The 232-nt window shown below is 46.6% G+C and carries 1 protein-coding gene; it reads left to right on the top strand.

Translation table 11 applies throughout. The features are described 5' to 3' along the window. Nucleotides 1-232: beta-xylosidase family glycoside hydrolase (locus tag B0E34_RS00030; protein WP_503327682.1), on the top strand; the 232-nt coding region annotated here is incomplete at both ends.

Genomic DNA, 232 nt, shown 5'->3' with positions numbered 1-232 from the left:
GCCCCCAAACTTCCCGGACAGAAGCTTTTAAGATTATCCTCCATAAAAGCTCCCGAAAGGGAAAACAACCTTTGGAACGGCCCGAATCTGTTAACTCAGAAATTTCCGGCTCCCAATTTCGCAGCTTCCACAAAAGTTAAATTAACGCCCGAAGACGCCAAAGAAGGCAAAACCGCAGGACTTTTAGTAATGGGACTGGATCATCAGTCCATCGTGATTACCAACAAACCGG

This window comes from Chryseobacterium mucoviscidosis (assembly GCF_002177115.1).
GTDB lineage: Bacteria > Bacteroidota > Bacteroidia > Flavobacteriales > Weeksellaceae > Chryseobacterium > Chryseobacterium mucoviscidosis.
The sequence above is the reverse complement of the archived record's forward strand: the minus strand, read 5'-3'. Positions and strand labels throughout refer to the sequence as shown.